20 protein-coding genes are annotated in these 21,285 nt (G+C 67.8%); 4 read left to right on the top strand and 16 right to left on the bottom strand.

Features of this window, described 5'->3' with window-relative positions; translation table 11 throughout:
* Window positions 1-26 precede the first annotated feature (26 nt).
* On the bottom strand, window positions 27-1,484 hold the full coding sequence (locus CDOO_RS04350; RefSeq protein WP_026159351.1) for a glyceraldehyde-3-phosphate dehydrogenase: 1,458 nt from the start codon (window positions 1,482-1,484) through the stop codon (window positions 27-29).
* 160 nt (window positions 1,485-1,644) lie between these two features.
* On the opposite strand from CDOO_RS04350, the gene CDOO_RS13225 reads away from it, so the two are divergent.
* Window positions 1,645-2,868: a DUF6882 domain-containing protein gene (locus CDOO_RS13225; protein WP_018021893.1), complete on the top strand. Its 1,224-nt coding sequence runs from the start codon at window positions 1,645-1,647 to the stop codon at window positions 2,866-2,868.
* On the opposite strand, the gene CDOO_RS04340 is transcribed toward CDOO_RS13225, so the two are convergent.
* A complete protein-coding gene (locus CDOO_RS04340; RefSeq protein WP_026159352.1) occupies window positions 2,822-3,808 on the bottom strand; it encodes a 3-hydroxyisobutyryl-CoA hydrolase in 987 nt (328 codons plus the stop codon). The genes CDOO_RS13225 and CDOO_RS04340 overlap by 47 nt on opposite strands.
* Window positions 3,809-3,848: 40 nt before the next feature.
* On the opposite strand from CDOO_RS04340, the gene CDOO_RS04335 reads away from it, so the two are divergent.
* On the top strand, window positions 3,849-4,640 hold the full coding sequence (locus tag CDOO_RS04335) for a Cof-type HAD-IIB family hydrolase (RefSeq protein ID WP_018021895.1): 792 nt from the start codon (window positions 3,849-3,851) through the stop codon (window positions 4,638-4,640).
* Here CDOO_RS04335 and ppk2 read toward each other — a convergent pair.
* Window positions 4,637-5,485, bottom strand: a complete 849-nt coding sequence (ppk2, locus tag CDOO_RS04330) for a polyphosphate kinase 2 (RefSeq protein WP_018021896.1) — start codon at window positions 5,483-5,485, stop codon at window positions 4,637-4,639. The genes CDOO_RS04335 and ppk2 overlap by 4 nt on opposite strands.
* Window positions 5,486-5,791: 306 nt before the next feature.
* Window positions 5,792-6,118: a putative quinol monooxygenase gene (locus CDOO_RS04325; protein WP_020384602.1), complete on the bottom strand. Its 327-nt coding sequence runs from the start codon at window positions 6,116-6,118 to the stop codon at window positions 5,792-5,794.
* A gap of 115 nt (window positions 6,119-6,233) precedes the next feature.
* On the opposite strand from CDOO_RS04325, the gene CDOO_RS14445 reads away from it, so the two are divergent.
* Window positions 6,234-6,665: an excalibur calcium-binding domain-containing protein gene (locus CDOO_RS14445; RefSeq protein ID WP_018021898.1), complete on the top strand. Its 432-nt coding sequence runs from the start codon at window positions 6,234-6,236 to the stop codon at window positions 6,663-6,665.
* 3 nt (window positions 6,666-6,668) lie between these two features.
* On the opposite strand, the gene CDOO_RS04315 is transcribed toward CDOO_RS14445, so the two are convergent.
* The 7 genes from CDOO_RS04315 to CDOO_RS04285 form a co-directional block, all read right to left on the bottom strand.
* A complete protein-coding gene (locus CDOO_RS04315) occupies window positions 6,669-7,151 on the bottom strand; it encodes a hypothetical protein (protein ID WP_018021899.1) in 483 nt (160 codons plus the stop codon).
* Between the two features lie 10 nt (window positions 7,152-7,161).
* On the bottom strand, window positions 7,162-8,967 hold the full coding sequence (locus tag CDOO_RS04310) for an ABC-F family ATP-binding cassette domain-containing protein (RefSeq protein WP_018021900.1): 1,806 nt from the start codon (window positions 8,965-8,967) through the stop codon (window positions 7,162-7,164).
* A 27-nt stretch (window positions 8,968-8,994) separates the two neighbouring features.
* On the bottom strand, window positions 8,995-9,963 hold the full coding sequence (locus CDOO_RS04305) for a 4-(cytidine 5'-diphospho)-2-C-methyl-D-erythritol kinase (RefSeq protein ID WP_018021901.1): 969 nt from the start codon (window positions 9,961-9,963) through the stop codon (window positions 8,995-8,997).
* Window positions 9,960-10,826 (bottom strand): 16S rRNA (adenine(1518)-N(6)/adenine(1519)-N(6))-dimethyltransferase RsmA, encoded by an 867-nt coding sequence (rsmA, locus tag CDOO_RS04300; RefSeq protein WP_026159353.1) that lies wholly within the window; start codon window positions 10,824-10,826, stop codon window positions 9,960-9,962. Before rsmA ends, CDOO_RS04305 begins: the two co-directional genes overlap by 4 nt.
* 19 nt (window positions 10,827-10,845) lie before the next feature.
* Window positions 10,846-11,385, bottom strand: a complete 540-nt coding sequence (locus CDOO_RS04295) for a type 1 glutamine amidotransferase domain-containing protein (protein WP_018021903.1) — start codon at window positions 11,383-11,385, stop codon at window positions 10,846-10,848.
* 111 nt (window positions 11,386-11,496) lie between these two features.
* The gene (locus tag CDOO_RS04290) at window positions 11,497-12,657 is read right to left on the bottom strand and encodes a resuscitation-promoting factor (RefSeq protein WP_018021904.1); all 1,161 of its coding nucleotides are present in this window, start codon (window positions 12,655-12,657) and stop codon (window positions 11,497-11,499) included.
* A 209-nt stretch (window positions 12,658-12,866) separates the two neighbouring features.
* Complete coding sequence (locus CDOO_RS04285) at window positions 12,867-13,703, bottom strand: TatD family hydrolase (protein WP_018021905.1); 837 nt, start codon at window positions 13,701-13,703, stop codon at window positions 12,867-12,869.
* A gap of 27 nt (window positions 13,704-13,730) precedes the next feature.
* Here CDOO_RS04285 and CDOO_RS04280 point away from each other — a divergent pair, with 27 nt between their 5' ends.
* Window positions 13,731-14,225 carry a GNAT family N-acetyltransferase gene (locus CDOO_RS04280; RefSeq protein WP_018021906.1) on the top strand — a complete coding sequence of 165 codons (495 nt, stop codon included), beginning with the start codon at window positions 13,731-13,733 and terminating at the stop codon, window positions 14,223-14,225.
* Between the two features lie 3 nt (window positions 14,226-14,228).
* Here CDOO_RS04280 and CDOO_RS04275 read toward each other — a convergent pair whose 3' ends face one another.
* From CDOO_RS04275 to CDOO_RS14260, 5 genes are all read right to left on the bottom strand, one after another.
* Window positions 14,229-16,304 carry a RecQ family ATP-dependent DNA helicase gene (locus tag CDOO_RS04275; protein ID WP_018021907.1) on the bottom strand — a complete coding sequence of 692 codons (2,076 nt, stop codon included), beginning with the start codon at window positions 16,302-16,304 and terminating at the stop codon, window positions 14,229-14,231.
* Window positions 16,305-16,342: 38 nt separating this feature from the next.
* Window positions 16,343-17,569 (bottom strand): MFS transporter, encoded by a 1,227-nt coding sequence (locus CDOO_RS04270; RefSeq protein ID WP_245616244.1) that lies wholly within the window; start codon window positions 17,567-17,569, stop codon window positions 16,343-16,345.
* The gene (gene metG, locus CDOO_RS04265) at window positions 17,548-19,389 is read right to left on the bottom strand and encodes a methionine--tRNA ligase (RefSeq protein WP_018021909.1); all 1,842 of its coding nucleotides are present in this window, start codon (window positions 19,387-19,389) and stop codon (window positions 17,548-17,550) included. The genes CDOO_RS04270 and metG overlap by 22 nt, the downstream gene beginning before the upstream one ends.
* A 76-nt stretch (window positions 19,390-19,465) precedes the next feature.
* A complete protein-coding gene (locus tag CDOO_RS04260; RefSeq protein ID WP_245616259.1) occupies window positions 19,466-21,001 on the bottom strand; it encodes a BCCT family transporter in 1,536 nt (511 codons plus the stop codon).
* 3 nt (window positions 21,002-21,004) lie between these two features.
* A complete protein-coding gene (locus CDOO_RS14260) occupies window positions 21,005-21,262 on the bottom strand; it encodes a hypothetical protein (RefSeq protein ID WP_018021911.1) in 258 nt (85 codons plus the stop codon).
* Window positions 21,263-21,285 lie beyond the last annotated feature (23 nt).

Raw genomic sequence — 21,285 nt, 5'->3', positions numbered from 1 at the left:
GGGTCTCTGTACGTTTCCTGTACGGGCTAGTAGGTCAGCTCGGAGGGGTCGAGGCGGCGCGGCAGCACCGTCGGGCGGGCTCCGGAGATCTCCTCGACGATGCGGATGACCTGGTTGGAGTAACCGAACTCGTTGTCGTACCAGACGTAGAGCACGAGGTGCTTGCCGTCGGAGATGGTGGCCAGCCCGTCGACGACACCGGCGTGGGTCGAACCGACGAAGTCGGTGGAGACGACGTCGGGCGAGGCGATGTAGTCCACCTGCTGGCGGATGTTGGAGTGCAGGGTGACGTCGCGGAGGAACTCGTTGACCTGTGCCTTCTCCACCTCGGTGTTGAGCGTGAGGTTGAGCACGGCCATGGACACGTCCGGGGTGGGAACGCGGATGGCGTTGCCGGTGAGCTTGCCCTTCATCTCCGGGACGGCCTTGGACACGGCCTTGGCCGCACCCGTCTCGGTGATGACCATGTTGAGACCGGCGGCGCGGCCACGACGCGGGCCGGAGTGGAAGTTGTCCGCGAGGTTCTGGTCGTTGGTGTAGGAGTGCACCGTCTCCACGTGTCCGTGCTCGATGCCGTAGCGGTCGTTGATGACCTTGAGGACCGGGGTGATGGCGTTGGTGGTGCAGGACGCGGCGGAGAGGATGGTGTCCGACTCTTCGATGTCCTCGTGGTTGATGCCGTAGACGATGTTCTTGATGTCGCCCTTGCCCGGCGCGGTGAGCAGGGCCTTGGCCACTCCCTTCGAGCGCAGGTGCTGGGACAGGCCCTCGCGGTCGCGCCAGCGGCCGGTGTTGTCCACGACCACGGCGTCCTTGATGCCGTAGGCGGTGTAGTCGATGCTGGCCGGGTCGTCGGCGTAGATCATCTGGATGGCGGTGCCGTTGGCGATGATGATGTCGTTCTCGGCATCGACGGTGATGGTGCCGTCGAAGGCGCCGTGCACGGAGTCTCGGCGCAGCAGGGAGGCGCGCTTGTAGATGTCGTCGTCACCCTTCCTGCGCACCACGACGGCACGGAGGCGAACGCCGCCGTAGGTGGCCTCGCGGGCGATGAGGATGCGGGCGAGCAGGCGGCCGATGCGGCCGAAGCCGTAGAGGACGACGTCGCTGGGGGTCATCTCGTGGGAGTTGCCGTTGATCTCGGCGAGCTGCTCGCGGACGAAGGCGCCGAGGTCGGTCTCCTCGGACTTCTCGAACTGCACGGCGAGCGCGCCGAGGTCGATGGAGGCGGTGCCGAGATCGATCTTGACCAGTTCACGCAGGATGGGCAGCGTCTGCTCGAGCGGCAGTTCGCGGCGGGCGATGCGCCGGGCGTAGCGGTGTGCCTTGACAATGTCGATGTCGGTCACGCCGACGAGCAGGCGCCCGAAAACGGAGGTGACCACACTGTTGTCTCGGTGAAGCTTGCTGATCAGCGGGAGCATTTCCTGCGCGATGGACAGGCGCTCGTTCCAGTCCTGGGCAACTGCGTGTGCGTTGGTCATGGTGGTGTTGTTCATCCTTGGTCGATCTTGAGGGCGGGGGTGGCCGCCTCCGGGGCCGGTCTTACCCCAGATACCTTAGCGAGGCCACGCGCCGAACCCGCCTACCCGGGCGCCAGATAGTACCTTTTCCCGTGCGCGGCGGGCGCTATCCTTGGACCCCATGTACCTGCCGCACCCCGAGACCCTCGACGACATCATCACCGACGGCCTCATCGAGCAGGCCGCCTACGACACCGACTTCCGCTCGGTCACCGGCGTGGAGTTCAACGGCATCTCCCCCACGGGTGACGAGCCGGACGTGCCCGTGGAGGTCCGCCTCTACCCGGCCGGCACCACCCGCGCCGGCACCCGGGTGGCGCGCGTGGCGGGCGGGACGTGGACGTGGCTGACGTCGCGTACCGGCGGTTTCGCCATCGCCGAACTCCACGGCCCACAGCCCGCCTCCGACCGGTTACTGCGCGCCGCGCGCACCCTGTGGGGCAACGGCCCCGGGCTGCTGGTGGCCCACGACGACGGGACCAGCAGCGTCGTCGTCCTCTCACCGACCGCACCGGTCCCGCTGGAGCGCGCGCTTGCCGCAGGGCTGCCCGCACCTCGACGTGCCCTCGCCTCCGTCGCCGCCACCCGGGGAGTCAACGTGCGCGAGAGTGCGGACACCGTGGAGTTCGAGAACGGGCCGCGTCTGCTGCTCAGCGACGATGTGGCGGTCGACGTGGGCACGGGGGTCAACCTCGTCGACCTGCGCGCCGACGCCGCCCTGGTCTCGGCGGAGCATCAGCTGCTTCTCGACGGCACGTTCCCCGGCGCCCACATCGACCTCGACGTCAACTCGGCGACGGCGCGGATTACGTCACCCGACCGTCAGCTCGTCGCCGGCGCGCAGGTTCTCGCCACCATCGAGAACGACCAGTGGCGCTGGGCCTGGTCGGACGAACGTGTCTCCCACTCCCCCGCCGCCCGGGCCGCGGCCGCCGTCCACGCCTTCGGCGAGGCACACACGCTGCCCCTGTTCACCACCGGAATCCTCCCGGCGGGCCTCGCCCAGCGCCAGGGGCTCATCGACGCCGCGAAGGCCGCTACCGGCATCTGGACCCACACGTTTGTCCATCTGCCCGGCGCGACGTCCGTGGTGCTGCTCGACCACGAGCAGCTGCGCCTGCCTCCGGCGACGGAGGCGGCCATCCTGGCAACGTTGAGTGCGCCGGTGGACCCGTCGCTCAACCTCTACCGGGCCGTCGGCGCGTACGCCGCCTTCCGCGGTCTGCAGATCAGCGGCGAGGACCTCTTCGCCCCGGACACCCGCCGCCCCCTCCACGTTCGGGTGGAGGACGGGAAGATCAGCTCAGGGCCTCGCGGTATACCTGGGGATCCTGGGGCTCGCTGAACTTCGCGTCCCTGGTCTTGTCCACCAGCACCGCACGCACACCCTCGACAAAGTCGGGTTCGCGCAGCACCACGTAGCTGAGCTTGCGTTCGTTCTCCAGCGCGCCCGCGAGGTCGGTGTGCGCGTTGGCAGCCAGTAGCTCGGCCGTGGCCACCAGCGCCGAGGGGCTGGCCTGAGCCGTCAGCTCGCGCACCTGCGCCACGAACTCCGTGTCCCCGTGGTTGTCCAGGGCGGCCTCGATGTCGGCCCAAGAGTCGTGGGCGAAGACGGTGTCGATGCTCTCCTGCCAGTCCTGCAGCCTCGACGGGCCGTGCTCAGTGGGCGCGCCGTCGAGCGCGGCCGCGAATCCGCCGCCGATGATCGCCTCCGGGTCCGGATCAGCGACGAGGTGCGTGGCGAGCCCGGTGTAGAGCATGTCGTCCGGGGTCAGGCGGTAGCCGGTGAGTGCCAGGAACCGCCCCATGGCCACGCCGGTGTCCAGCTGCTGGAGCTTCCACGACATGCCCACGTCGGTGATGTAGCCGATGGCCATCTCCGGCATGGAGGCGAAGGCGTTGTCGGTGATGATGCGGAAGTCGCCGAGGACGCTGACGCCCTGGCCGCCGCCCATGAGCACGCCGTCGATGATCGCGCCATAGGGCTTGGGGTACTCCGAGATGACCCGGTTGAGTTCGTACTCAGCGGCGAAGAACTCGTCCGCCTCCTCCGCCCGGCCGTCGAGGATGAGCTCCCGGGCGTGGCGCACGTCGCCCCCGGCGCAGAAGCTGCGTTCCGGAGCGTGGATGAGGATCTGGGTGACGGCGTCGTCGTCACGCCATTTTTCCAGCGCAGCAGCTATTTCGTCGATCATTTCCCGGTTGAGGGAGTTCAGCGCCTTCGGGCGGGCGAGTTCGATGACTCCGGTAGTGTTGCGCACGGACGTGATCACTGGGTTTGTCATGATTCCCAGTATGACAAAAAGTACCGCGGAAGGACTCTGCATGACCGGCCTCATCGCCCTCGACATGGACGGCACACTCCTGGACTCCACCGGAGCCATCCCCGAGGGTTTCTGGCCCCTGGCCAAACTGGCCAAGTCCCGCGGCATCGCCATCGCCCCCGCCTCCGGGCGGCAGCTGGCCACCCTGCGCCATCTCTTCGCCGGCAACCCGGAGACCGAGCCCTCCTCCTACATCGCGGAGAACGGCACGGTGGTGTGGCACGAGGGCGAGATCGTCTCCACCACGACCATCGACCCGGATCTGGTCCACCAGATCATCGATGTCGCCGAGGGCCTCGACGCGACCGTGGTGCTGTGCCTGCCGGAGATCGCCTACATCCTCGACGACCACGACGAGCTCATCAACGCCGAGGTGGAGAAGTACTACTTCTCCACCGAGCGGGTCAGCGATCTGCACGCCATGGTGGGTACCGAGGTGGTCAAGGTCGCCCTGTTCACCCACCGCAGCGCCGAGGACGATCTGGCACCGCAGCTACGGGGCATCTCCCCGGAACTCACCGTCGCCGTCTCGGGCGAGCATTGGGTGGACATCATGAACCCGCTGGCCAACAAGGGCATCGCCCTGACCGCGCTGGCCTCCGCGCTCGGCGTCGTGCCCGCCGACACCGTCGCGTTCGGCGACTACCTCAACGACCTCGAGCTGCTCAGGGCCGCCGGCACCGCCTACGCCATGGCCAACGCCCACCCCGACGTCAAGGCCGTCGCCGACCACATTGCCCCCTCCAACGCGGACCACGGCGTGATCACCGAGCTCACCAAGATCCTGGGCTAGCGTTTCCTCTCCAGCTTCGCCGCCACATCCGGCACGTAACGGAACTCGCCCCTCGACGGCCTGTCGATCTTGTCGTGCCCCACCCGCTCCGGCAGCTTGGGCACATACGGCGCTGTCGCCTGGTAGGGCACGGTCTCCAGCAGGTGGCTGATGACGTTGATGCGTGAGCGTTTCTTGTCCTCGCTCTCCACCACATGCCACGGCGACAGCGACGTGTCCGTGTGGATGAACATCTCGTCCTTGGCCTTGGAGTAGTCGTCCCAGCGGTTGATGGACTCCAGGTCCATCGGCGAGAGCTTCCAGCGGCGCAGCGGGTCATCGACCCGGGAGCGGAAGCGGCGCAGTTGCTCCTCCGCGGACACGGAGAACCAGTACTTGCGCAGGATGATGCCGTCCTCGATGAGCATGCGCTCGAACGTCGGCGCCTGGGAGAGGAACCGGCGGTACTCCTTGGTGGTGCAGAAACCCATCACCCGCTCGACACCGGCGCGGTTGTACCAGGAGCGGTCGAAGATGACGATCTCCCCGGCAGAGGGCAGCTGCTCGATGTAGCGCTGGAAGTACCACTGGCCGCGCTCGCGTTCGTTCGGCGCCGGCAGCGCCACCACGCGGCAGGAGCGCGGGTTGAGGTATTGCGTGATGCGGCTGATCGCGGAGCCCTTGCCCGCGGCGTCGCGCCCCTCCATGACCAGCACGACGCGCGCGCCGGTCTCGACCACCCACTGCTGCATGTCGACGAGCTCCGCCTGCAGCCGCTCCAGCTCGGACTCGTAGGCCTTCTTGTCGAGCTTCGGGGGCTTGGGCGTCTTCGCGTTCTTCTGTTCTGCGGGTTGTTTCTTTGCCATTCGTCTACGTTAGCGCAGGCGGGCGGGGTTTCGGGCCGGTTTGGGACTGCTCGCGTCGGTCTTAAGGACGCCTTCTGAAAGCAGTCGGTCGAAAGAACGCGTGATCAAGACCAACAGTGGCGATATCGCCCTCTCGCTGGCCTTGGGGAGACCGCAAGCTTTAGGAAGGCGTGCTTAAGACCAACGCGGGGAGGGCTGCTTTGCGACGGTCGGATCCACGTGGTCGAAAGGGCGTGGGCGTTGGTCTGCTGCAGTCCACCGCCGGTCTGCAGCAGACCGCGCCCTTCCGACCAGCGGCCGGGGAACCTAGTTCTCGACCCGGAACTCCGCCATCTCGTCCCACTCGGTCTTGCCCTCGATGAGGGTGTTGATGATCCGCGGGGTCTCCGCGAGGATCAGCGGGAACAGGTCCTGCGCGGCCTTGAAGTGATCGGAGTTGACGTGGGCGTCGGCGGCATCGTCCTGGAAGGCCTCGACGAGCAGGTACTCGCCGTCGTTCTCTGTGGAGCGGTACCAGTCGAAGAAGATGTTGCCGCCCTCGGCGCGGGAGGCTTCGGTGAAATCGGCGACCTTGTCCAAGAAGTTGTCGGCGTACTCGGGCTTCGGGGTGAATTTCACGTTGATGAGAATCATGGCCGCCATTCTACGCCTCACCCCGCGGGGGTGGGTCGCGCAGAAGCCCGGAAAATTTCGTTGGCAAATACTACGGTATTTCCGTTACCTGAAACTTCTACGCAAGGATGCCGCCATGATTGTGAAATTCGCTGGAAACGGCCGTCGATTAGCGCTGGGCACCACCCTCGCCGCCGCGCTGGCACTCGCCGCCTGCGGCTCCGACGGCTCGGGCCAGTCCGAGACGGTCACCGTGACCACCACCGAGGTGAGCACCGTGACCACCACGCAGCCTGCCCCCGCGCCGAAGACCGTCACGGAGACGGTGAGTATCGAGGCAGCCCCTGCCCCTGCACCGGAGCCCGAACCGGCACCCGCACCAGCGCCGGCTCCCGAACCCCAGCAGCAGATCGCCGGATTTGCCGCGATCCCGGAGCCTGCGGCGCCGGCGGCCAGCTACGCCAACTGCTCCGCAGTGCGGGCAGCCGGCGCGGATCCGATCTACGCGGGGCAGCCCGGCTACGGCACCCACCTGGACCGCGACGGCGACGGTGTGGCCTGCGAGTAGGGGTTAAGCCCCGAGGAAGAACTCAGCGAGGTAGACGGTGTCGCCCTGCTGGATGACGGCGGTGCCGAAGCCGTGGCGCTCACCAGCCATGTTCGCCTCGCGGTCGAGCCACGCGATGCGTGCCTCGGCGTCGGCGGAGGTGAAGCGGTAGACCTGGCCCTCGCCGCGGTTGTCCAGGATGGTGCCCTTGCCGGCACCGGCCTTGAACTCGACCTGGCCGGCGGCGGCCTGGGCTGCCCAGGCGTTGGCGATGAGCTCGGCCTCGCCGTTGCGGGTGTGGCCCATGTCAGCGAGGTGGCGGTCGGTAGCGGCCTGGAGGCGCTTGGCCACGGAGTCACCGGGCAGGACCTGGCCCGGGACCGGGACGTTGACCTGCGAGGACAGCGCGGTCGGGCTCGCCAGGGTCTGGGCGCCGGCGGCGGGAGCGGCCCCGAGGGCGAGGGTGGCGGTCAGGGCGGCGGCAACGGAAGCTTTGAGAATACGCATGATTCTCACCCTACCCCTCGAGCTTCTCCCCGACCTCCAGCCACTGCGCCTCCAGCTCGTCGTGTTCCGCGCGGGCGGCGGCGAGCTCGCGGTCGATGTCGGCGAGCTTGCCCATGTCCGGATCGCCCGAGGCGGAGGCCTGTGCCATCTCCTGCTCGAAAGTGCTGATGCGCTCCTGCGCCTTGGCCATCTTGCGCTCGAGCGCGCTGAGCTGCTTGGTCAGCTCGCGCTCGTCCTGCGAGGACAGCTTCTTCTTCGCGGGCGCCTTGGGCTGCCGGCTCTTCTCGCCGAGGTTGACCACCCCGCCGCCGCTCTCCATGGCCTGGCGGCGCGTGAGGTACTCCTCGATGCCGCCCTGCAGTTCGGTGAGTTCGCCGTCGCCGAACAGCGCGAAGGTCTTGTCGGTGATGCGTTCGATGAGGTAGCGGTCGTGGGAGATGACCACCAGCGTTCCTGGCCAGGAGTCCAGCAGTGACTCGAGTTCCTGGAGAGTGTCGATGTCGAGGTCGTTGGTGGGCTCGTCGAGAAGCAGCATGTTGGGCTCGGCCATGAGCACGCGCGTGAGCTGCAGCCGGCGTCGCTCGCCGCCGGAGAGGTCACGGATGTAGGTGCGCTGGCGTTTCGACGAAAACCCCAGCCGCTCCGCCAGCTGCGACGCCGAGATTTCTTTTTTGCCCATGAGCACGTACGACGCGACGTCCTCGACGGATTCAATGAGGCGTTTGTCGGGGTCGAGGTCGTCGAGTTCCTGGCGCAGCCAGCCGAGCCGCACGGTCTGTCCCTCGATGCGCTTGCCCTCGGTCAGCGGGTATTCGCCGGCGAGGGTGCGCAGGAGGGTGGTCTTGCCGGAGCCGTTGACGCCGACCAGGCCGATGCGCTCGCCCGGGGCGAGGCGCCAGGTGAGGTCGTCGATGAGCTCGCGCCCGTCCGGGGTCTCCACCCGGGCGTTCTCGAGTTCGACGACGACGTTGCCCTGGCGCTGACGGGAGAACGACATGAGCTCGACGTTGTCGCGCGGCGGCGGCACGTCGGCGATGAGCGCCTCGGCGGCCTCGATGCGGTACTTCGGCTTGGAGGTCCGGGCCTTGGCGCCGCGGCGCAGCCAGGCGAGCTCCTTGCGGGCGAGGTTGCGGCGGCGCTGCTCGGTGGCGTCGGCCTGGCGGGAGCGCTCGGCGCGCGCATAGACCCAGTCGTTGTAACCGCCCTCGTAGAAGTCGACGGTGCCGTCGTGCACCTCCCAGGTCTGCGTGGCCACGACGTCGAGGAACCAGCGGTCGTGGGTGACCACGACGATGGCCATGCGGCGCGAGACCAGGTGGTCGGCGAGCCACTGCACGCCTTCGACGTCGAGGTGGTTGGTGGGCTCATCGAGCACGATGAGATCGAGGTCCTGGACCAGCGCCGCAGCGAGGTTCACGCGCCTGCGCTCGCCGCCGGACAGGCCACCGACCGGGGTATCGAGGCCGAGATCGACGATGCCCAGGCCACCGAGCACGTCGCGCACCCGGGCGTTGGAGGCCCATTCGTAGGTCTCCAACCCCATGGGTTCGACGACGATCTGACCGATGGTGTCCTCGTCGCGCAGGTCGGCCTGCTGGGTGACCACCGCGTAGTTGAGGTCGGAGGTGTGGGAGACCCGGCCGGAGTCCGGGGGTTCGATGCCGGTGAGGATCTTCAGCAGGGTGGTCTTGCCGCCGCCGTTGAGCCCGACGACGCCGATGCGGTCGCCCGTCTGCACCCCCAGACTCACGGAGTCGAGCAGGGTCTTCAGTCCGAAGGACTTGGAGACATTTTCCAGGTTAATGAGGTTCGCCATTGTGCAGGTCAGTGTAGATGACCCGTGCTAATCGACGACCGCCGCTCCCCCGGCCGGTCCCGAGACCACCATCCCGGACGTTCCCGGGACCTCCGCGGGCACGGCCGCGGCGATCATGCGGGCCCATTCCTCGTCCGGGCAGAGGAACACACACGTCGGCCCGGAGCCGGAGACGATGCCGGAGTTTCCCGCCTGGGAGAAGCCGACCTGGAGCACCGTGCGCAGCTCGGGGCGCAGCGACAGCGCGGCAGGCTGCAGGTCATTGCGCAGGCAGGCGGTGAGCAGGCCGTAGTTTCCGGAGGACAGCGCCTCGGAGACCCGCTCGGTCCACATGTGCGGCTCGAGGTCGTCGCGCTGTTCGCGCAGCTCGTCGAGCTTGGCGAACACACTCGGCGTGGACAACCCCTCGTTCGAGGTGATCACCGCCCAGTGATAGGTGCCCCGGGACATCATGGGGATGAGTTCATCTCCGCGCCCGCGCCCGAGCGCCGTGCCGCCCATGAGCACGAAGGGCACGTCCGCGCCGAGTCCGGCGGCCAGGTCGTGCAGACCACGTTTGCCCAGGGGATCGAGGCCGTATTCGCCGGCCAGCCAATGGTCGGTGGCCACCAGCGCGGCGGCCGCATCGGCAGATCCCCCAGCCATGCCGCCGGCGACGGGAATGCCCTTGAACAGGGAGATCGTCACCTGGGGCAGTGTTATCGAACCGTGCTCGCCGCGGTAGTGCTCGACGACCGCGTCGACGGCGCGCCACGCCAAGTTCGAGGAGTCAGTGGGCACCTCTCCCGGCACGCTCTGGGACACCTCCATGCCCACGACCGGCGATCCCTCGCTCACCGTTCCTTCGCCGCGGACCAGGGAGAGTGTGTCGGAGGCGCTGATGGACTGGAACACCGTGGCCAGTTCGTGGTAGCCGTCCTCGCGCTTCGGGCCGACGCCGAGGTGGATGTTGATCTTGCCGTGGGCCGTGGCGGTGACCAGCGTTTCCCCGCTCATGCGCGGACCTCGTTTCCGGACAGGTGCACGAAGTCCTCGACGCTGAGGCGCTCCCCGCGCAACTGCGGATCGATTCCGGCGGCGCGCAGCGCCTCCTCCGCGGCGGCGGGTGAGCCGTAGTGGCCCCCGAGTGCGGCTCGTAGGGTCTTACGACGCTGGGCGAAGGCGGCGTCGATAAGTGGGAAAATCTCCGTGCGCGCGGCCATGTCCCACCGCGGGTCGGGGTGGCGGTCGATGCGCACGAGGCCGGAGTCAATGTTCGGGGCCGGCCAGAAGACATGTTTGCCGATGGAGCCGGCGCGCCGCACGTCGCCGTAGAACGAGGCCTTGACGCTGGGCACGCCGTAGACCTTGCTGCCCGGGTCGGCGGCGAGACGGTCGGCGACCTCCGCCTGCACCATCACCAGCACACGCGTGATCGACGGGAAGATCTCCAAAAAGTGCAGCAGCACCGGGACGGACACGTTGTACGGGAGGTTGGCCACGAGTGCGGTCGGCTTATCGACGTCCTCCGGCCCGACCTTCAGCGCGTCCTGGCCCACGATGGTCAGCTTGTCCGCAAGGCCGGGCGCGCGCCACTCGGCGGTGGCGGGAAGCTCTGCGGCGAGTCGTTTGTCGATCTCCACCGCGGTCACCCTGCCGGCCGTCTCCATCAGCGCGAGTGTCAGGGATCCCAGGCCGGGGCCGATCTCCACGACGTGATCGTCGGCGGTGATGTCCGCGGCGGCGACGATGCGGCGCACGGTGTTCGGGTCGTGGACAAAGTTCTGGCCCAGCTTCTTCGTCGGAGTCACGCCGAGTTTATCGGCAAGCCGGCGAATTTCCGCTGGGCCCAGAAGCTGTGCGTCCCCGTGGTTGTCCATGGGGAACAAAGTTACACGCCTAGTGCTCGCCCTCGGCAAACTCCTCGACGAGCTTGGCGTTGAACGCCGGCAGGTCGTCCGGGGTGCGCGAGGACACGAGGCCCTGGTCGCAGTGGACTTCCTCGTCGACCCAGGTGGCGCCCGCGTTCTCCAGGTCCGTCTTCAGCGACGGAAAGGAGGTCAGGGTGCGGCCACGCAGGACGTCGGCGTCCGCGAGGATCCAGCCGCCGTGGCAGATGACGCCGAGCGGGAGGTCATTCTGCACGTGCTGCTTGACCAGGGCGACAGCGTCCTGATCCATGCGGATGGTGTCGGCGTTGCCGGTACCGCCGGGGAGGATGATGCCGTCGAACTTGTCGTCCTTGACATCCTTGCTGGCTGCGTCGACGTCGACCTTGGTGCCGTTCTCGCCCTCGATGGGCATCCCGGTCTCGGTGGAGACGACGATGACCTCGCCGCCGGCGTTGCGGACGGCCTCGACCGGGCTGGTGAGCTCGGAATCCTCGAAACCATTGGTGGCGATGACGGCGAAGCGCTTGCCCTGCAGTGTCTCAGTCATGGTGACTCGTTTCCTTTCGATCGGTGTTCGCTTATGCATCCCAGGGTAACAGCGAATGAGAAAACCGGCAGAACCCCTGCGTAGGAGGGGTTCTGCCGGTGTCCGTGCGGGTTAGCGCAGGCCGAGCTTGGAGGTGCAGGCAGGCCAGGCGCCCCAGCCCTGTGCCGCCTGGACCTTCGTAGCGATCTCGATCTGCTGCTCGCGGGTGGCGCCGTTCGCGGTCGGTGCGTAGGCGGTTCCGCCGTAACCCGCCCAGGTGCCGGCATCGAACTGCAGGCCGCCGTAGTAACCGTTGCCGGTGCTGATGGACCAGTCGCCGCCGGCCTCACACTGCGCGATGGAGTCCCAGACGGAGCCGCCGGCCACGGCCGGGGCTGCGGCGGCGGTGCTGGCGGCGGGAGCCTGCGGGCCCTGGACGGGCTTGGTGCCACGGGCGATGGTCGTCGGGGTGGCCGGGCGGACCTCCTCGTCGGAGATGACCTCGGTGGACTCGACTTGGCCGGCGACGACGTAGTCGCGGGTGACCACACGACGCTCGCCCGCCTGGCCCTGCTCGACCACACGCTCGGTGCCTTCCTCGGCGTCGGCGTCGTCGACGTAGTTGACCGGGGATTCGATGGGCAGCAGCTCCGTGCGGGTGCCGGCGTTGACCCGGTCGATGACGATCTCGGTGTTCTTGTTCACCGGGGTGTCCAGCGAGGGGCTGACGCGGTCGAAGGAGTCGATGGTGACGCCCCGCGCGGCGAGCACGTCGCCGACGGTCTTCTCGGCCACCTCGGTGAAAGCGACAACGCCGCCGTCCTTGATGGAGACGATCTTCGGGGTGATGACGTCGACGGTCATGCCCTCGGTGACGGGCGCCTGCGCGTCGCCGGAGACGGCGGCCGCGGCGGAGAGCCCGTCGACCTCGCCGATGAGATCGCCCACGGTGGAGGCGGTAGAGGTGACCTCGCGCTCCTGGCCGTCGACGACGAGGGCGACGGGCTTGGCGGTCTGCACCGTGATGGTCTCGCCGTTGGAGAGGTTCTCGCTGGGCGCCGGGTAAACGAGGTCGCCGTCGCCGACGGTGACGCCGGCCTTCTCCAGGGCGCCGGAGACGTCGCTGGCGTAGGTGGCCAGCTCGATGGATTCACCGTTGTAGTCGACGGTGACGTCCTTCTGGCTTCCCGCGGCCACCACGCCGCCGATGGCGAGGGCGCCGAGGGCACTGCCCGCGGCGATGCGCTTGGCGGTGGAGTTCTTGCTGTTGATGCGGGCGGTCTGCTGTGCCATGTAGGTGATACTTCTTATCTTTTAGGCCGGTCGGGGCTGGTCTCGCCCTGACTCACAGGTGGGGATGCATCCCGAGGATGCAAACTAGACGGTAACAATAAGGTAACGAACCGTTATTTTTCAAGACCGACACCCGGGACGCACCCCACTGGCCCACTCCAGTCACATCCGCCGCTCCCCAGCGGGGCTTTTAACCTCTGTGGCGTTTCTCACACACCGAAGACCCGGTCGAAGTTCCGGTTCACCTGGGCGGCGAAGTCGGTCGGCGCTTCTCCCCTGGCCTGCGCCAGCACGAGCGCGGTGTGGCCGATGAGCGACGGCTCGTTGCGAGCCCCCCGGAAAGGCTCCGGCGTCATGTACGGCGCGTCCGTCTCCACGAGGATCTGCTCCGCCGGGGCCAGCGCCGCAGCCTCGCGCAGATAGTCGTTGCGCTTGAAGGTGGCGTTTCCGGCGAAGCTGAGCACGTACCCGCGGTCCAGCGCCTCGCGGGCAACGTCCACCGGCGACGAGAAACAGTGCAGCATCACGGATGTCGGCTGCGGGGCGTCGGCAAGAATCCGCATGAGGTGCTCGTCACCCTCGCGGTTGTGGATCATCAGCGCTTTGCCCGTCTCCACGGCGAGGTCGATGTGCCAGCGCAGCGCCTCCTCCTGCACCTCCAGCGGCGCGGTCTTTTCCGGATCGTGTTGCAGCCAGTACGTGTCGATGCCGGTTTCACCGATGGCCACGCACCGCGGATCGTGGGCCATCTCCGTCAGCGCCTCACGGGCCTGCTCATCCAGCTCGTGCGCCTTGGTGGGGTGGATCGCACAGGCCGCGAAGACCCGGTCGTTGTGCCGGGCCGCCTCGAGTGCCAGCTTCGCCTCGGCGAGCCCGTCTCCGACCGTGCAGAGCTTTTCCACACCTGCGGCCACGGCACGCTCGACGATGGCGTCGATGTCCGCCGGTGTTGATGCCCCGGCAGAGGCGAGGTGGGTATGGGCGTCGATAAGCCCCTTAATGGGCGCGGCGGGAACGGACGTGGGGCGAGGTTTCTTCTTCGACATAGTGGCGGCCAGTCTAACCTCGGAGGCATGGTCATCCGAGAAGCAGTCGACGCCGACGTGCCCGCCCTGACCGCGCTGCACCGCTGGTCGGTGGAGGAAACCGTGGCCACTTTCACTTCCCGCGCCGACTCCGAGGAGCAACGCGGCCCGTGGGTGCGCGCCCGCCAGGCCAAGGGGTTCCCGGTGCTCGTGGCGTTATCTGACGACGGCGATTTCCTCGGATTCGCCAGCTACGACCAGTTCCTCCCCTCAGACGGCTACCGGCACACCATGGACCATTCCGTCTACATCGTCCCCGCCGCGCACGGCCGGGGCGTCGGTTCCGCCCTCATGAGGGCGCTTATCGACGCCGCCCGCGCCGACCCCGAGGTGTGGACCCTCATGGGCAAGATCGAGGGCAGCAACACCGCGTCCATCGGCCTGCACACCAAACTCGGGTTCGCCGAACACGGACGCCTTCCCGGAGTGGGCTACAAGTTCGGGCGGCGGCTGGACCTGGTGTACATGGGGCTGGAGGTTTAGCACCTACCCCCTACTCGCCACCGCGAGCGGCAACACCGTCCGCCCGGTGCGCTCGTGGATCCCGTGCCCGGCGACGGTCACCGACCAGCCTGTCTCCACCACATCGGTCAGCAGCAGCACCGGGCCCTCACCTGCGGGTGCCGAAGAGTAGTCCCAGTGGTCCAGCAGCCCACGCACGCGGTAGGCCGAGTTCTGCGCGGTGACCTCGACGGCGTTCGGCGCGACCTCCAGCACCCCGGCGTATTCCATCCGCCCGACCGCGGCGACGGCCTCGGCCAGCGCGGCCAGGAACGCCGTACGCTCCGGGTCGACCTGCCCCAATGCCACTACGGCGACGGGCCGCTCGGACCAGTCCCAGTCAGCCAGCACCGCGACGATGCGCGGCAGCCACGTGTCTTGCTTCCAGGGACTCGTCGGCCTCCACCCCGGCTCAGCGAGAAGCGCACGAAGGGCGGGCCCGCGGGCGACGTCGTTGAGCCTGCCCAGTGCCCGGCCGGCCTCGACGCCGGCGATCTTGCCGCGCACGGAGATGCCCGTCGGCCACTGCTTGCGGGCGGTCAGTCGCACGCCGGGGGCGGTGAGGCGGGCGTCGATACGCTCTTCTAGCCGCGCGTCCACCGTGACGTCCCAGGTGCGGCCCGTGCAGTTGTCGCAGCGTCCGCAGGGTTCGGTGGCGGTCGTGTCGTCAAGTTGCCGGCGCAGGTAGAGCATCCGGCATTCTTCGGTCTTCTCATACTCCACCATGGCGTTCTGCTCGTTGGTGCGGGCAGCGTCCACCGCCGCGTAGCGCGTGGCGTCGTAGGACCATGGCTGGCCGGTGGAGATCCATCCGCCCTGGACGCGGCTGACGGCGCCGTCGACGTCAAGCACCTTCAGGGTCTGCTCCAGGCGGGAGCGGGAGAGATCCACCGAGGACTCCAGCTTCGGCGTCGACTGTGCTTCGTGGCCCAGGGCGTTGAGCAGGGTGCGCACCGTCGCCTCGTCGGGGAAGGAGACGGAGGCGAAGTAATCCCAGATCGCCTGGTCCTCCGAACCCGGCAGGAGGATGACATCGGCGTGGTCTGTGCCACGCCCGGCGCGGCCGACCTGCTGGTAGTAGGACACCGGTGAGCTCGGGGCGCCGAAGTGGATGACAAACCCGAGGTCGGGTTTGTCGAATCCCATGCCCAGCGCGCTGGTGGCCACCAGGGCCTTGAGCTCGTTGCCGATCAGCGCCTTCTCCAGCCGCTCACGCTCCCCCGCTTCCGTACGCCCGGTGTAGGAGGCGACGGTCCAGCCGGCGGTCTCCAGGGCCTCGGCGAGATCCTCCGCCGCCGAGACGGTGAGGCAGTAGATGATGCCCGAGCCCTCCAGCTGCTCCAGGACGGTAGCCACCCAGGCCGGGCGGCGCCGAGAATCCTCCAACTCGACCACGGAGAGGTGCAGTGACGCGCGGTCGAGGCCGCCGCGCAGCACGCCGGTGCCCTCGCCGAGCTGTGCCTGGACGTCGGCCACCACGCGGTCGTTCGCCGTGGCCGTGGTGGCCAGCACGGGAACCTCGGGGCGCAGCTCGGCGAGCAGATCGCGGATGCGGCGGTAGTCGGGCCGGAAGTCGTGCCCCCAATCGGAGATGCAGTGCGCCTCGTCCACCACGACCATGCCCACGGTCTCCGCCAGACCGGGCAGGACGGTCTCCCGGAACTGCGGGTTGTTCAGGCGCTCGGGGCTGACCAGCAGCACGTCGATCTCACCGCGGCGCACCTGATCCTCGATGCCCTGCCACTCGGTCATGTTCGCGGAGTTCAACGTCGCCGCGCGGATGCCCGCCTTCGATGCCGCGTCGACCTGGTTGCGCATGAGCGCGAGCAGCGGGGAAATGATCAGGCTGGGCCCCCGGCCGGCCTGGCGCAGGAGTTTGGCGGCGATGAAGTAGACGGCGGACTTTCCCCAGCCGGTGCGCTGCACCACCAGCATGCGTCGGTGGTCATTGACCAGGGCGTCGATGGCGGCCCACTGGTCGTCGCGAAGCGCGGCCCCCGGCCCCGCGATGGCCGCCAACAAGGCGTCGGCGTCGGTCTTCAGTGCAATGTTCTGTCCCATGGCACCCCACTAAACACTATGGCGTGGACACGCCCCCGTTAAGCGCCGTGAGCTGCGAGTTCGTCGTCGATGAATCCGCGGCGCGACGCACGCGCACCGATGATCCCCTGCAGCGCCGAAGCCGCGATGAGACCGATGAGGATCGGCGTCCAGTTGGGCGAGTCCGGGGTGTAGACTAGGCCGATGATCATGGGACCCGCCGCAGCCAGGACGTAGCCGACCGGCTGAACAAACCCGGACAGCCGGGCGGTGACCTCCGGAGCGCGGGAGCGCGCCACGATCAGCGCCAGGGCGGTGGGGAACGCCCAGCCGCCGAGGCCGAGAACGACACCCCACAGCAGCGCGAGGCTCGCCGGGGCGAACATGAGGCCGAGGTAGCCGGCGACGGCGAATGCGGACAGGATGATCACCGTGGGTGTCAGGGTCTGCAGCTTGTCCACCAGCTTGGGCATGACGATGCCGCCGAGGATGTTTAGCGCGCCGACCATCGCAATCGCCAGGGACCCGAGGTTCGCGGAGCCCCCGCCGTCGACGACGATCTGCGGAAGGTAACCCATCTGAACATAGGCGTTCATGGACTGCATGCCGAAGAACAGCATGAGGAAGATCGCCGTCGGGGCCTTCAGCAGTGACGGGCCGCGGGACTCGCCGGCGGCGCGCTGGCTGGCCGGGAAGTCGTAGCCGGTGCGCAACGCCACGATCACCCACACCACCACCTGGGCCACGGCGATGGAGGCCCAGAAGAACAGCGCACGGCGCCAACCGTCCGGCCCCTCGTAGAGCACGGCGCTCAGTGGGCCGATCGCACTGGAGACCCCGAGAAACGCGGTGTTCAGCGTCATGAGGGTGACGATGTGCCGCCCGCCGTGCAGCTTGATCCACGCCGGCAGCAGCACGTTGGCTAGCGCAATGCCCGCGACCACCAGGGCGCTGAGGCCCAGGAACACCCAGGCGTCATTCACCCAGGGGCGAATGGCCACGCCGACGAGGGTGAGCAGCATGCCGGACAGCAGTGTGCGTGCCAGACCGAGCCGGCGGGCGATGGGCACGGCGGCCAGGCCCATGATGGCGAAGCACACCCCGGGGAGCGCGGTGACCATCCCCGCGTAGGAGCCGGAGACCCCGAAGGACGTGAGCACGTCGTCGAGCACCGAGCCGACCGAGGCGATTCCGGCACGCAGGTTGAGCGCCGCAGCGGCGACGGCCAGGAAGATCAGGGCTACGGGCAGTCCCCGCGCCGCCCTCACTTGATCACGCGTGCCCACTCGGGGCCCGTCTCGCCGAGCTCGGGGTCGAGCTTGGTCACCAGTGGCTGGGGTTTACGCAGTTCGGTGCCGGGGACGACGTCGATACGCTCCCATACCGCCTGCTGGCTCGAGTAGTCGCCGGTGATGATCTTGTACGTGCGGCCCTTGTCCGGCACGCCGACGCCGACGGGGTCGATCGGGGACTCGTCGGCGACGTCGCGGATCTCCGGCATTGCAGCCCAGGTGCCGGTGCGCCCGAGGGTCTCGTGCACGGCCTGCGCCGTGTGCGGGAGGTAAGGGGTGAGCATGACGTTGCAGTCGGAGACGACCTGCAGCGCCGTCCACAGGACGGTGGCCAGGCGCTCGCGGCTGGCCTCCTCCTTGGCCAGCTTCCACGGCTCCTGCTCGGCGATGTAGGCGTTCGCCTCCCCCACCAAGTGCATGACGGCGCCTATGCCGTTCTTGAACTTCGCCGCGTGCAGCGACTGGCCGACATCAATCATGGTCTGTGCGGCCAGATCCAGCAGCCGCTGGTCGGATTCGGTCAGCGTGCCCGGCGCGGGGACGGAGCCGAAGTTCTTGTGGGCCATGGACACCGTCCGGTTGACCAGGTTGCCCCAGCCGTTGGCCAGCTCGTTGTTGATGCGGCGGACGAACTCGTCCCAGGTGAAGTCGGTGTCGGTGGTCTCCGGGCCGGCGACGGCGATGAAGTACCGCAGCGCATCCGCGCCGAATTCCTTGAGGAAGTCCTTGACGTAGATGACCACGCCCTTGGAGGAGGAGAACTTCGAACCGGACATGGTGAGGAATTCCGAGGAGACGACCTCGGTGGGGAGGTTGAGCTCGCCGAAGCGGTGCTGCTCGCCGCCCTTCGAGCCCTGGCCGGCGTAGCCGATGAGCTCGGCCGGCCAGATCTGGGAGTGGAAGGTGATGTTGTCCTTGCCCATGAAGTAGTAGCCGGGCGTGGAGGGGTCCTGCCACCAGCGCTTCCAGGCGTCTTCGTCACCCGAGCGGTAGGCCCACTCGATGGAGGCGGAGAGGTAGCCGATGACTGCGTCGAACCAGACGTAGAGCTTCTTGGCGTTGTCGTCCTCCCAGCCGTCGACGGGAATGGGCACGCCCCAGTCGATGTCGCGGGTCATGGCGCGCGGGCGCAGGTCCTCGAGCAGGTTGAGGGAGAACTTCAGCACGTTGGGGCGCCAGTCGGTGCGTCCCTCGAGCCAGGTTTTCAGGGCGTCGGCAAGCGAGGGAAGGTCAAGCAGGAAGTGCTCGGTCTCCACGAATTTCGGGGTCTCGCCGTTGATCTTCGACACCGGGTCGATGAGGTCGGAGGGGTCGAGCTGGTTGCCGCAGGTGTCGCACTGGTCGCCGCGCGCGTCGGTGGCACCGCAGATGGGGCAGGTTCCCTCGATGTAGCGGTCCGGCAGGGTACGGCCTGTCGACGGCGAGATCGCCCCCAGCGTCGTCTCCTTGATCATGTACCCGTTGGCGTGTAGCCCGGTGAACAGCTCCTGGACCACGGCGTAGTGGTTGCGGGTGGTGGTGCGGGTGAACAGGTCGTAGGAGAGGCCGAGCCCGGCGAGGTCCTCGACGATCTGCTCGTTGTAGCGGTCCGCCATGTCCCGGACGGACACGCCCTCCTTGTCCGCCTGCACGAGCAGCGGGGTGCCGTGCTCGTCGGTTCCCGAGACCATGAGCACGTCCTTGCCCGCCATGCGCTGGTAACGCGCGAACACGTCGGACGGCACGCCGAACCCTGCAACATGGCCGATGTGGCGGGGGCCGTTGGCGTACGGCCAGGCAACGCAGACGAGCACGGGCTGGGAATCAGAAGTCATGGCCCCGAGTTTAAGTGACCACGCAAAAACCGCGCCCCCCAGGGTGGTGGGGTGACGCGGTTCGGGCCGGGAGGAGTTAGACGTCGGCGCTTCGGCGGCGCTCGCGCTTCTGCTCGCGGTGGAGGGCCTCGCGGTGCAGGCGACGTTCGATGGCCAGCTGACGCTGGAATCGCTGCTGCTCACGGTGGTCCAGGTAGATGACGTCGGTGCTGAGGTCCTTGACGATGGCGAACATCAGCGCGATGACGATGAGCAGGAACGGCGTCGCCGCGACGATGGTGACGTTCTGCAGGGAGGTCAGTGCCTCATCACCGCCGGCGACCAGCAGGGTCAGGCCGACCAGCGCGGCAATGATGCCCCACACCGCGGACAGCCACGGTTTGGCGTTGGAGGCGCCGTTCTGGGACATGGAGCCCATCACCGTGGAGGCGGAGTCCGCGGAGGTGATGAAGAAGGTGCCCAGCAGGATGATGGCCACAACGCCCATGATCTGGCCGAGCGGGAGGTTGTGCAGCAGGTTGAACAGCTGCTCCTCGGTGGTGCCACCGCCGTAGATGGAGTTGCCCTCCTGTTCCATGCGGATGGCGGTGCCGCCCATGATGGAGAACCAGACCGTGGACACGCCCGCCGGGACGAGCATGACGCCGAGGCAGAACTCGCGGATGGAGCGGCCGCGGGAGATGCGCGCGAGGAACATGCCCACGAACGGCGACCAGGAGATCCACCAGGCCCAGTAGAAGATGGTCCAGCCGGAGAGCCACTCGCCGGCGGCGCCGTCGGCGGAGGCGGCGGTGCGCCCGGCCATCTCGAAGAACTGGCTGAAGTAATTGCCGATCGAGGTCGGCAGCAGGTTGAGCTGCACCAGCGACGGGCCGGCGACGAAGACGAAGAGCGCCAGAATCGCCGCCAGCACCATGTTGGCGTTGGAGAGGTACTGGATGCCCTTGCCCACGCCGGACATGGCGGAGAGGACGAAGGCGAGCGTGAGCACGGAGACGATGCCGATGACCAGGCCCATGCCCGGGCTGTCGACGAAGCCGGAGGCCTCGAGGCCGGAGCGGATCTGCAGCGCGCCGAGACCCAGGGAGCAGGCGGTGCCGAAGATGGTGGCGAAGATGGCCAGGATGTCGATGAGCTTGCCCAGCCAGCCGTCGGCAAGCTTCTGCCCCACCAGGGGGACAAACGCCTGGGAGATGAGCTGCCTACGGCCGATGCGGTAGGTGGAGTAGGCGATGGCCAGGCCGACGATGGCGTAGATCGCCCAGGGGTGCAGCGTCCAGTGGTACATCGCGGTGGCCATGGCGGTGCCCACTTCGTGGGACTCGTGCCCCGGGACGCCGTCGCGGTAGAAGGCCAGCGGCTCGGAGGCGCCGAAGAACATCAGGCCGATGCCCATGCCGGCGGCGAACATCATGGAGATCCAGGAGACGGTACGGAACTCCGGTTGCTCGTTGACCGCGCCGAGGCGGATCGAGCCGAACTTGCTGAAGGCGATGACAAACACGAAGGCCACGAAGACCGTGCCGAAGAGCACGAAGGCCCAGCCCAGGTTGTTAATGACCCAGCCGAAGGCCGTCGAGGCGGTGTTCACGAAGTTGTCTTCGGCGAGCAGGCCTCAGGCGACCACGCCGAGCGCGAGCACGAGCGCCGGCACCACAACGGCCCAGTCGATCTTGGGATCGCTGCGGTCGGATGCACGCTCGATCAGGGTGTCCAAGTCGGGGGCGTGGGAGAGGTCCTTCTCCCGCTCGATCATGGCGGCGAGTTCGCTGGTGGCGGAGGTCGATCCGGTGGCGTTCGTCTCGGCCCGGTAGTCGGGATTCTTGTCGTGGAGGAGTTCCTCCGGTGGAGTATCTGGGAATTTCTCTGACATAAGTGGTCAGTGTGGTTTTTCCC

Source organism: Corynebacterium doosanense CAU 212 = DSM 45436 (genome assembly GCF_000767055.1).
GTDB lineage: Bacteria > Actinomycetota > Actinomycetes > Mycobacteriales > Mycobacteriaceae > Corynebacterium > Corynebacterium doosanense.
This window is presented reverse-complemented; position numbering and strand designations above follow the sequence as displayed.

Coding starts and splice junctions, on each gene's coding strand:
- CDOO_RS04350 (WP_026159351.1), bottom strand. CDS start 1,484: ATGACCAACGCACACGCAGTTGCCCAGGACTGGAACGAGCGCCTGTCC.
- CDOO_RS13225 (WP_018021893.1), top strand. CDS start 1,645: ATGTACCTGCCGCACCCCGAGACCCTCGACGACATCATCACCGACGGC.
- CDOO_RS04340 (WP_026159352.1), bottom strand. CDS start 3,808: ATGACAAACCCAGTGATCACGTCCGTGCGCAACACTACCGGAGTCATC.
- CDOO_RS04335 (WP_018021895.1), top strand. CDS start 3,849: ATGACCGGCCTCATCGCCCTCGACATGGACGGCACACTCCTGGACTCC.
- ppk2 (WP_018021896.1), bottom strand. CDS start 5,485: ATGGCAAAGAAACAACCCGCAGAACAGAAGAACGCGAAGACGCCCAAG.
- CDOO_RS04325 (WP_020384602.1), bottom strand. CDS start 6,118: ATGATTCTCATCAACGTGAAATTCACCCCGAAGCCCGAGTACGCCGAC.
- CDOO_RS14445 (WP_018021898.1), top strand. CDS start 6,234: ATGATTGTGAAATTCGCTGGAAACGGCCGTCGATTAGCGCTGGGCACC.
- CDOO_RS04315 (WP_018021899.1), bottom strand. CDS start 7,151: ATGCGTATTCTCAAAGCTTCCGTTGCCGCCGCCCTGACCGCCACCCTC.
- CDOO_RS04310 (WP_018021900.1), bottom strand. CDS start 8,967: ATGGCGAACCTCATTAACCTGGAAAATGTCTCCAAGTCCTTCGGACTG.
- CDOO_RS04305 (WP_018021901.1), bottom strand. CDS start 9,963: ATGAGCGGGGAAACGCTGGTCACCGCCACGGCCCACGGCAAGATCAAC.
- rsmA (WP_026159353.1), bottom strand. CDS start 10,826: ATGGACAACCACGGGGACGCACAGCTTCTGGGCCCAGCGGAAATTCGC.
- CDOO_RS04295 (WP_018021903.1), bottom strand. CDS start 11,385: ATGACTGAGACACTGCAGGGCAAGCGCTTCGCCGTCATCGCCACCAAT.
- CDOO_RS04290 (WP_018021904.1), bottom strand. CDS start 12,657: ATGGCACAGCAGACCGCCCGCATCAACAGCAAGAACTCCACCGCCAAG.
- CDOO_RS04285 (WP_018021905.1), bottom strand. CDS start 13,703: ATGTCGAAGAAGAAACCTCGCCCCACGTCCGTTCCCGCCGCGCCCATT.
- CDOO_RS04280 (WP_018021906.1), top strand. CDS start 13,731: ATGGTCATCCGAGAAGCAGTCGACGCCGACGTGCCCGCCCTGACCGCG.
- CDOO_RS04275 (WP_018021907.1), bottom strand. CDS start 16,304: ATGGGACAGAACATTGCACTGAAGACCGACGCCGACGCCTTGTTGGCG.
- metG (WP_018021909.1), bottom strand. CDS start 19,389: ATGACTTCTGATTCCCAGCCCGTGCTCGTCTGCGTTGCCTGGCCGTAC.
- CDOO_RS14260 (WP_018021911.1), bottom strand. CDS start 21,262: ATGTCAGAGAAATTCCCAGATACTCCACCGGAGGAACTCCTCCACGAC.